Source organism: Streptomyces sp. NPDC057623 (assembly GCF_042800355.1).
GTDB lineage: Bacteria > Actinomycetota > Actinomycetes > Streptomycetales > Streptomycetaceae > Streptomyces.
Window position 1 is genome coordinate 46,794 of sequence record NZ_JBHVGZ010000067.1, and the last position, 9,483, is coordinate 56,276.

The window sequence follows — 9,483 nt, forward strand, 5'->3', positions numbered from 1 at the left end:
CATGAACGCCCCCAGGGGGGAGAGGGTCGGAGTGCCCCCCCCCCCCGGTAAACCTCCCGGGCTGGTGTCCCCCCTCCGGGGGAACCCGCAGACCCAACAAGGACTCGGGGGGCCCCAACGGTGCGACGAGGCCGCGGAAAGGCCGTACAGTGCTTGGGCGAAGCTGCGGGCGACCGGCTATGTCCGCATCTGCATGCTTTTGATCGGTTACGGGATGTGACTCGGGCCACGCAGATTGGGCGTAACGCTCGGGGGAGCAGCGCGATGACCTAAGAGGTGACTGCCGAGAAGGGAATACGGACGCCGCTCAAGGCGCTGTGTAACTTCCCGGCCCCCGCCCGCACCGTCGGCCCAATCCCCAGGCCGGTGGTCGGCTCCTGTCCGCCGTGGACGGGGCCGGAAGCCGTTTTTCAACGTTCCGAGAGGTTGTTCGTGTCGGCCAGCACATCCCGTACGCTCCCGCCGGAGATCGCCGAGTCCGTCTCTGTCATGGCTCTTATTGAGCGGGGAAAGGCTGAGGGGCAGATCGCCGGCGACGATGTGCGTCGGGCCTTCGAAGCTGACCAGATTCCGGCCACTCAGTGGAAGAACGTACTGCGCAGCCTCAACCAGATCCTCGAGGAAGAGGGTGTGACGCTGATGGTCAGTGCCGCGGAGCCCAAGCGCACACGAAAGAGCGTCGCAGCGAAGAGTCCGGCCAAGCGCACGGCCACCAAGACGGTCGCGGCGAAGACGGTGACCACCAAGAAGGCCACCGCCACCGCCACGCCCGCGGCCCCCGCCGCCGACTCCGCCGTCGAGGACGACGCCCCCGCCAAGAAGGCCGCTGCGAAGAAGACGACCGCCAAGAAGGCGGTCGCGAAGAAGACCGTCGCCAAGAAGACGGCGGCCAAGAAGACGGCAGGCAAGAAGGACGACGCCGAGCTGATCGAGGACGAGGCCCTCGAGGACGCTCCCCCGAAGGGCGGCGAGGAGCCCGAGGGCGCCGAGAACGCCGGCTTCGTGCTCTCCGACGAGGACGAGGACGACGCTCCCGCGCAGCAGGTCGCCGCGGCCGGCGCCACCGCCGACCCGGTCAAGGACTACCTCAAGCAGATCGGCAAGGTCCCGCTGCTCAACGCCGAGCAGGAGGTCGAGCTCGCCAAGCGCATCGAGGCCGGTCTGTTCGCCGAGGACAAGCTGGCCAACGCCGACAAGCTCGCCCCCAAGCTCAAGCGCGAGCTGGAGATCATCGCCGAGGACGGCCGCCGCGCCAAGAACCACCTCCTGGAGGCCAACCTCCGTCTGGTGGTCTCCCTGGCCAAGCGCTACACCGGCCGCGGCATGCTCTTCCTGGACCTGATCCAGGAGGGCAACCTCGGTCTGATCCGCGCGGTCGAGAAGTTCGACTACACCAAGGGCTACAAGTTCTCCACGTACGCCACCTGGTGGATCCGCCAGGCGATCACCCGCGCCATGGCCGACCAGGCCCGCACCATCCGTATCCCGGTGCACATGGTCGAGGTCATCAACAAGCTGGCGCGCGTGCAGCGCCAGATGCTCCAGGACCTGGGCCGCGAGCCCACCCCGGAGGAGCTGGCCAAGGAACTCGACATGACCCCCGAGAAGGTCATCGAGGTCCAGAAGTACGGCCGCGAGCCCATCTCGCTGCACACCCCGCTGGGCGAGGACGGCGACAGCGAGTTCGGTGACCTCATCGAGGACTCCGAGGCCGTCGTCCCGGCCGACGCGGTCAGCTTCACGCTCCTCCAGGAGCAGCTGCACTCGGTCCTCGACACCCTGTCCGAGCGCGAGGCCGGCGTGGTCTCGATGCGCTTCGGTCTCACCGACGGTCAGCCGAAGACCCTCGACGAGATCGGCAAGGTGTACGGCGTCACGCGCGAGCGCATCCGCCAGATCGAGTCCAAGACCATGTCGAAGCTGCGCCACCCGTCGCGGTCCCAGGTGCTGCGGGACTACCTCGACTAGGTCGTCGCTCGTACGACACACAAGGCCCGGTCTCCCGAGTGGGGACCGGGCCTTCTTGCTGTCGCGCAGGTGCGGGTCGCGGTGGGCTGAATCACTCTGGGTGTCCCATGACCACTCCAGAGTGAGGAGCGTGCATGCGTCTTCCCTACATCAGGGCCCTGGCCCGGCCGCTGGTACTGGCGGCCGCGGCGGCTGCCATACCGTTGGCGTCGGCCACCCCCGCGGCTGCCGACAGTGTGGTTGTCGGCGGCTTCCCGGTGGATGTCTCCAGCAGTCCGTGGACCGTGGCGCTGTCCAGCCGTGACCGGTTCGGGGGTACGCGGGCCGGCCAGTTCTGCGTCGGTGTGGCGGTCGGCCGGTCCACGGTGCTCACCGCGGCCCACTGCCTGAGCCAGGAGGTCCTCGGGGCGCCGCCGGAACGGGTTCGCGACTTCAGCGTCATCACGGGCCGTACGGACCTGCTCTCCGGCCGGGGCCAGGAGATCCGGGTCCGCGACACCTGGGTGAACCCGGCCTACGACAGTGTCACCAACGCCGGCGACTTCGCCGTGCTCACCCTTGCCCAGCCGCTTCCCGCCAGTGCGGTCGTTCGGATGGCGCGGGCCGGCGATCCGGCCTATCTGCCGGGGACCCCGGCCCTGGTCTACGGCTGGGGGGACATCACGGGGGCCGGCGACTACCCGCGCAGCCTGCGGGCGGCACGCGTGCACGTCCTGCCCGACGCGCTGTGCAGACAGGCGTATCCGGGCAGTGGCGACGGCAGGTACCAGGCAGACAGCATGGTCTGCGCCGGGGAGCAGGGGGGAGGCCAGGACGCCTGTCAGGGGGACAGCGGAGGGCCCCTGGTCGCTCAGGGGAGGCTGATCGGGCTCGTGTCCTGGGGCACCGGTTGTGGTCGCGCGGGCAGCCCCGGCGTCTACACGCGGGTTTCCGAGGTCGCACGGGCTCTGGGGTGGCGGGCAGCGGCGCGAGAGCGCCATGGCGGCGGCTGACACCGTCTGAGGGCCCGCGGGGTATGAGCGCGGGCGGCCGCCCCTGCTCTGAGGGGCGGCCGCCCGTCGACCGGCCTGTGCCGGAAGCTGGCTCGTCGTTAATGCGAGGTGTCAGCGCTCATCTTCGGACGCCGATGCGGGAACGGACGTCAGCCGCTCCGTCTCGTCCTGTATCTCAGCGGCGATCTTCTTGAGTTCCGGCTCGAACTTGCGACCGTGGTGGGCGCAGAAGAGCAGCTCTCCGCCGCTGAGCAGCACGACGCGCACGTACGCCTGGGCGCCGCAACGGTCGCAGCGGTCAGCGGCCGTCAGCGGGCTCGCGGGGGTCAGAACAGTAGTCACGTCGCCTCTTCTCTAGCTCGACGAGCTGTCGTACCAGGGTCAACATCCAACCAGCCCCAAAACGTTCCCGCTCGTGGCTTCACCCAGAGAGAAATTTTTCGGGGGCGGCCGGCTGCTGCCGGCTTGGCGGCGAATGTGCCGTATTGCGTCGGTGTCTTGCTTACGGTTTCGCGCTGTTGGTCAAGGTCGGTCCACCCGGCTGGCTTGCCGGTTTGTTCATGAGGACGTGCCCGGAGCCTAAATGGTTCATGCCTGGAAGGGAACGTGATATGTACTTCACCCCATCGAGGGATCGAACACGCATGCGATGCTGGACTACTCTGTGTTTCGCACGAGGGTGGCGTTACAACGGCTCTACCAGGCCTCGGTACCCTCTTGACGGCGACCGAAGCCGCGCCCTTACCCACCAGGGCGTCACCTGAAATTCAGCGAGGAGCGAACCGCGTGACCGCCGAGACGTCCGTGCCGTCCACAGCGCTGCTGGCAGGAGCAGACCGGGACGGTTCCAACTACACCGCGCGGCACCTGCTCGTCCTCGAGGGGCTCGAGGCCGTGCGCAAGCGCCCGGGCATGTACATCGGGTCGACCGACAGCCGCGGTCTGATGCACTGCCTGTGGGAGATCATCGACAACTCCGTCGACGAGGCCCTGGGCGGGTACTGCGACCACATCGAAGTGATCCTCCACGACGACGGGTCCGTGGAGGTCCGGGACAACGGCCGGGGCATCCCGGTCGACGTCGAGCCGAAGACGGGCCTGTCCGGCGTCGAGGTCGTCATGACCAAGCTGCACGCCGGCGGTAAGTTCGGCGGCGGTTCGTACGCCGCCTCCGGCGGTCTGCACGGCGTGGGCGCCTCCGTGGTGAACGCCCTGTCCGCGCGGCTGGACGTCGAGGTGGACCGGAGCGGCCACACCCACGCCATCAGCTTCCGGCGTGGCGTGCCCGGGGCCTTCGCCGCCGACGGCCCGAACGCGAAGTTCGAGACCGGCGGCCTCCGCAAGACCAAGAAGATCCCCAAGACCCGCAACGGCACGCGTGTGCGGTACTGGGCCGACCGCCAGATCTTCCTCAAGGACGCCAAGCTCTCCCTGGAGAATCTGCACCAGCGCGCCCGCCAGACCGCGTTCCTGGTGCCCGGCCTGACCATCGTCGTCCGCGACGAGTTCGGTCTCGGTGACGGCGGCAGCAAGGGCGAGGAGTCCTTCCGCTTCGACGGCGGCATCAGCGAGTTCTGCGAGTACCTCGCCAGCGACAAGCCGGTCTGCGACGTCCTCCGCTTCGGCGGTCAGGGCACCTTCAAGGAGACGGTCCCGGTCCTGGACGAGCACGGCCAGATGACCCCCACCCAGGTCACCCGCGAGCTCGACGTCGACGTCGCCATGCGGTGGGGCACCGGGTACGACACGACCCTGAAGTCGTTCGTGAACATCATCGCCACCCCCAAGGGCGGCACGCATGTCGCGGGCTTCGAGACGGCCGTGACCGGCACCATGAACGAGGTGCTGCGCACCAAGAAGATGCTGCGCGTCGCCGAGGACGACATCGTCAAGGACGACGCCCTGGAGGGCCTCACCGCGGTCGTCACGGTCCGTCTCGCCGAGCCGCAGTTCGAGGGCCAGACCAAGGAGGTCCTGGGCACCTCGGCGGCCCGTCGCATCGTGAACACCGTGATCGCCCGGGAACTCAAGGCGTTCCTCACGTCCACGAAGCGGGACGCCGCGGCTCAGGCCAGGGTCGTCATGGAGAAGGCCGTCGCCGCCGCCCGTACGCGCATCGCGGCCCGTCAGCACAAGGACGCGCAGCGCCGCAAGACGGCCCTGGAGTCCTCGTCGCTGCCCGCGAAGCTCGCCGACTGCCGCAGCGACGACGTCGACCGCAGCGAGCTGTTCATCGTCGAGGGAGACTCCGCGCTCGGCACCGCCAAGCTCGCCCGGAACTCCGAGTTCCAGGCACTGCTGCCGATCCGCGGCAAGATCCTCAACGTCCAGAAGTCGTCCGTGACCGACATGCTGAAGAACGCCGAGTGCGGCGCGATCATCCAGGTCATAGGGGCTGGGTCCGGTCGGACCTTCGACATCGACGCGGCGCGCTACGGCAAGATCATCATGATGACCGACGCCGACGTGGACGGCTCCCACATCCGGACGCTGCTGCTGACGCTGTTCCAGCGCTATATGCGGCCGATGATCGAGGCGGGGCGGGTGTTCGCCGCGGTGCCCCCGCTGCACCGCATCGAGCTGATCCAGCCCAAGAAGGGGCAGGACAAGTACGTCTACACGTACTCGGACCGCGAACTGCGCGACAAGCTGATGGAGTTCCAGAGCAAGGGCGTGCGCTACAAGGACTCCATCCAGCGGTACAAGGGTCTCGGTGAGATGGACGCCGACCAGCTGGCCGAGACGACGATGGACCCCCGTCACCGGACCCTGCGCCGGATCAGCCTCACCGATCTGGAGGCCGCCGAGCGGGTCTTCGATCTGCTGATGGGGAACGACGTGGCGCCGCGGAAGGAGTTCATCTCCAGCTCGGCGGCGACGTTGGACCGGTCGCGTATCGACGCGTAGTCGCTGCGCCGTGCTCGGGTCGGGTTCCCGGCCTCGGCTTCGCCTGTGGCACTTGTTGTGGGTACCCACCCGGATCGCCCGTGCGGCTGTCGTCGTCGGGCGCGGGTGGCCCCCGCAGGGCTTCTCGCCGTCGGAGGCCACAGGTGTCCTTCGGTCACCTGATGGAGTGAAGCGTGTCGTGAAGCCGAGCCGGGGATCTTTCCGTTCTGTCCATGCTTGGGCATGTACTCAGACGATCCCTGGTACGACGCCCTCGCCTCCGGATGGGGAGAGACGGACGTCACGCACGCGCCCGACGCCGCTCCGCCTGTCGCGAAGGACGTGTACCTCGAGGTACAGCGCAGTGCGGCCTTCCAGGAGGTGCGCGGGCGGTACCGAAGGTTCGTGATGCCGGCGGTCGCGGTGTTCCTCGCCTGGTACGTGGCGTACGTGGTGGCCGCGACGACCGCGCCGGGGCTGATGGCCCGGCCCGTGGCGGGTGCTGTGAACGTGGCGATGGTCGCGGGGCTCGGACAGTTCCTCACCACCTTCCTGCTCACCTGGGCCTACGTCCGGCACGCGCGGCTGCGCCGGGACCGGGCGGCGCTCGAACTGCGCTGGGAGATGCAGGAGCTGACGCGCGTCACCGGGGGCGGTGCCTCGTGACGGTCGATCACCAGACCCTGGCGCTGCTTCTGTTCAGCGCGTTCGTCGCGATCACACTGGCGATCACGACGTGGGTGAGCCGCAGCCGGCATGGCTCGGCGGAGGAGTTCTACGCGGGCGGTCGGCTCTTCTCGCCCATGGAGAATGGTTTTGCCATCGCGGGCGACTACATGTCGGCCGCCTCCTTCCTCGGCATCTCCGGTCTCATCGCCCTCTTCGGCTACGACGGGATGCTGTACTCGGTGGGCTTCCTGGTGGCCTGGCTGGTGGTGCTGTTCCTCGTCGCCGAACTGGTACGCAACTGCGGGCGGTTCACGCTCGCCGACGTGGTCGTCACCCGGATGAGGGAGCGCCCCGTGCGGATCGCGCTGGGAACTTCCTCGGTCACCGTGTCCGTTCTGTATCTGGTGGCGCAGATGGTGGGCGCGGGCACCCTGGTCGCGCTGCTGCTCGGGGGCAAGGGCGAGGCGACGCAGACGTGGACCGTCATCTGTGTCGGTGCGCTCATGGTGATCTATGTGTCGTTGGGAGGGATGCGGGCCACCACCTGGATTCAGATCGTCAAGTCGGTTCTGCTGCTCGGCGGCACCGTCACGTTGACCGCGCTCGTCCTGGTGCGCTTCCACGGCGACTTCGACCAACTGCTCCTCACCGCCGCCGAGCGCAGCGGTCACGGCGAGGCGTTCCTGGCGCCCGGGTTGAAGTACGGCGGGGACTGGACGGCTCGGTTCGACTTCATCAGCCTGGGCCTCGCTTTGGTCCTGGGCACCGCCGGGCTGCCGCACATCCTGTCCCGCTTCTACACCGTGCCCACCGCCCGAGCGGCACGGCGGTCGGTGGTGTGGGCGATCGGGCTCATCGGCGGCTTCTACCTGATGACGATCGTGCTCGGCTTCGGCGCGGCCGCGATCGTCGGGCCCGAGGCAGTACGCGGGTCGAACGCGGCCGGGAACACCGCGGTTCCGCTGCTGGCCCTCGACCTCGGCGGCGGCGCGCAATCCACGGGAGGAACGGTTCTCTTCGCCGTCGTAGCCGCCATCGCCTTCGCCACGATCCTCGCGGTCGTCGCCGGAATCACGCTCTCCTCCTCGGCCTCCGTGGCCCACGATCTGTATGCCTCGCTACGGCGCCGGCGCGCCGAACCCCGCAGCGAAGTGGCCGTGGCGCGCGTCGCCGCCGTCGGCATCGGCGTCGTCGCGATCGCCCTCGGACTGCTGGCTCGCGATCTCAACGTCGCCTTCCTGGTCGGCCTCGCCTTCGCCGTGGCCGCGTCCGCCAATCTGCCCGTGCTGCTCTACTCGCTGTTCTGGCGGGACTTCACCACGCGGGGCGCCGTATGGGCCGTGTACGGAGGACTGGTGCCGGCTGTGGTGCTGGTGGTGCTGTCGCCGGTGGTGTCGGGCAGCGCCGAATCACTGTTCCCCGGCGTCGACTTCCAGTACTTCCCGCTCCAGAACCCGGGCCTCGTCTCGATCCCGCTGGGCTTCGTCGCGGGCTGGCTCGGCACGGTCACCTCGGCCGAGATCCCCGACGAGGCCAGGCACGCGGAGACCGAGGTGCGGTCGCTGACGGGAGCGGGGGCGGTCTGACGGCACCGAAAGCGGTCTGGCGCGACCGGGAGCAGTCCGACGGCGGCCGTCCCGCCCGAGCGGCTCGCACGAGGATCCGGGCTGTCCGTTGATATTCGGGCGGCCGGGATCCGTATGAAGGGGAGGCACGGTTCCTTCCCCCGCCCCCACGGGCCGTGTCTCAGGCGCGGGTCGCCCACACGTAACGGTGTTCCGGGCGGCCCGCGTCACCGTACTTGAGGGTGAGCCGGGCCCGCCCCGTGCGTTCCAGGAGCTTGAGATAGCGCTGGGCGGTCTGGCGGCTCACTCCGGTCCGTTCGGCGATCTCCTGGGCCGACAGCGGGCCTTCGGCGTTCATCAGGGAACGGCGTACGAGTTCCGCCGTGGTGGGGGAGTGGCCCTTGGGCAGGTCGGGCTCCGACGACGCGGACAGGGCGCCGAAGATGCGGTCCACCTCGGCCTGTTCCGCCTCGCCGCCGCCGTCCAGGGTGCGGCGCAGCTCGGCGTACGCCTCCAGCTTGGCGCGCAGCCCCGCGAAGGCGAACGGCTTGACCAGGTACTGCAACGCGCCGTGCCGCATGGCCGCCTGGACCGTCGTCACGTCCCGCGCCGCCGTCACCATGATCACGTCGGTCTGGTGGCCGCGACGGCGCATCTCCTGGACGACCGACAGACCCGTCTCGTCGGGCAGGTAGTGGTCCATGAGGACCAGATCCACGCGGGGCAGCTCCTCCACCTGGCGAAGCGCCTCGGCCGCGCTGTGTGCCTCGCCGGCCACGTGGAAGCCCGGCACCTTCTCGACGTAGGCGCGGTTGACGCGCGCGACGCGCATGTCGTCGTCCACGACCAGGACCTCGATCATCGCGACTCCTCCTCGGCGACGGCCTGCGCGTCTGACGGCACGGTGAGGGCGGGTTCCAGGTCCGACTCGGCCAGTGCCTCGGGCAGGACGACGGTGAACTCCGCGCCGCCGCCGGCCGCCTCGCCCACTTTCGCGCTGCCACCCTGCCGTTCGGCGAGCCTGCGCACCAGGGAGAGCCCGATGCCGCGCTCACGGTGAGCCGGAGGCTGCTTGGTGGACCAGCCCTCGGTGAAGATCAACTCGCGCTGCTCCTCCGGGATTCCCGGTCCGGTGTCGCGCACCCTGAGGACCGTCGTACGCCCCTCGGCCCGCAATTCGACCTCCACGCGCGCGTGCGGGGTGCCCGCGACGGCGTCCAGGGCGTTGTCCACCAGGTTGCCGACGATCGTGACGAGGCCCCTGGGGTCGATCAGCCGGTCCGGGAGCCCGGTGCGGTCCGCGAGGCGCAGGGCGACGCCCCGCTCGGCGGCCACGGTCGCCTTGCCGACCAGCAGGGCGGCGAGCAGGGGGTCCTGGATCTTCTCGGCGACCTGTTCCGCCG

Annotated in this window: 8 protein-coding genes; 5 read left to right on the top strand and 3 right to left on the bottom strand. The window is 69.2% G+C overall.

Translation table 11 applies throughout. The features are described 5' to 3' along the window. The first annotated feature begins 432 nt into the window (after positions 1-432). Both ACFU95_RS40800 and ACFU95_RS40805 read left to right on the top strand, forming a co-directional pair. Positions 433-1,968, top strand: coding sequence for an RNA polymerase sigma factor (locus ACFU95_RS40800; protein ID WP_383839439.1), 1,536 nt, complete (start codon positions 433-435; stop codon positions 1,966-1,968). Positions 1,969-2,102: 134 nt separating this feature from the next. Continuing rightward, a complete protein-coding gene (locus ACFU95_RS40805; protein ID WP_383839442.1) occupies positions 2,103-2,960 on the top strand; it encodes a serine protease in 858 nt (285 codons plus the stop codon). 111 nt (positions 2,961-3,071) lie between these two features. Here the strand turns inward: ACFU95_RS40805 and ACFU95_RS40810 are convergent, their stop codons facing one another. Continuing rightward, positions 3,072-3,302, bottom strand: a complete 231-nt coding sequence (locus tag ACFU95_RS40810; RefSeq protein ID WP_062719458.1) for a hypothetical protein — start codon at positions 3,300-3,302, stop codon at positions 3,072-3,074. Positions 3,303-3,746: 444 nt separating this feature from the next. Between ACFU95_RS40810 and ACFU95_RS40815 the strand changes: the two genes are divergently transcribed. From ACFU95_RS40815 to ACFU95_RS40825, 3 genes are all read left to right on the top strand, one after another. Continuing rightward, complete coding sequence (locus ACFU95_RS40815; protein WP_383839444.1) at positions 3,747-5,867, top strand: type IIA DNA topoisomerase subunit B; 2,121 nt, start codon at positions 3,747-3,749, stop codon at positions 5,865-5,867. 222 nt (positions 5,868-6,089) lie between these two features. Beyond that, a complete protein-coding gene (locus ACFU95_RS40820; RefSeq protein ID WP_383839447.1) occupies positions 6,090-6,512 on the top strand; it encodes a DUF485 domain-containing protein in 423 nt (140 codons plus the stop codon). Then, on the top strand, positions 6,509-8,101 hold the full coding sequence (locus ACFU95_RS40825) for a cation acetate symporter (protein WP_383839450.1): 1,593 nt from the start codon (positions 6,509-6,511) through the stop codon (positions 8,099-8,101). The genes ACFU95_RS40820 and ACFU95_RS40825 overlap by 4 nt, the downstream gene beginning before the upstream one ends. A gap of 160 nt (positions 8,102-8,261) precedes the next feature. Here ACFU95_RS40825 and ACFU95_RS40830 read toward each other — a convergent pair whose 3' ends face one another. Both ACFU95_RS40830 and ACFU95_RS40835 read right to left on the bottom strand, forming a co-directional pair. Further along, complete coding sequence (locus tag ACFU95_RS40830; RefSeq protein WP_383839453.1) at positions 8,262-8,942, bottom strand: response regulator; 681 nt, start codon at positions 8,940-8,942, stop codon at positions 8,262-8,264. Further along, the coding region (locus tag ACFU95_RS40835; RefSeq protein WP_383839456.1) for a sensor histidine kinase at positions 8,939-9,483 on the bottom strand (545 nt) is incomplete at its 5' end. The genes ACFU95_RS40830 and ACFU95_RS40835, both read right to left, overlap by 4 nt.

Excerpts from the sequence above, each read along its gene's own strand:
- ACFU95_RS40830 (WP_383839453.1), bottom strand. The coding sequence starts at position 8,942 with ATGATCGAGGTCCTGGTCGTGGACGACGACATGCGCGTCGCGCGCGTC.
- ACFU95_RS40805 (WP_383839442.1), top strand. The coding sequence starts at position 2,103 with ATGCGTCTTCCCTACATCAGGGCCCTGGCCCGGCCGCTGGTACTGGCG.
- ACFU95_RS40820 (WP_383839447.1), top strand. The coding sequence starts at position 6,090 with ATGTACTCAGACGATCCCTGGTACGACGCCCTCGCCTCCGGATGGGGA.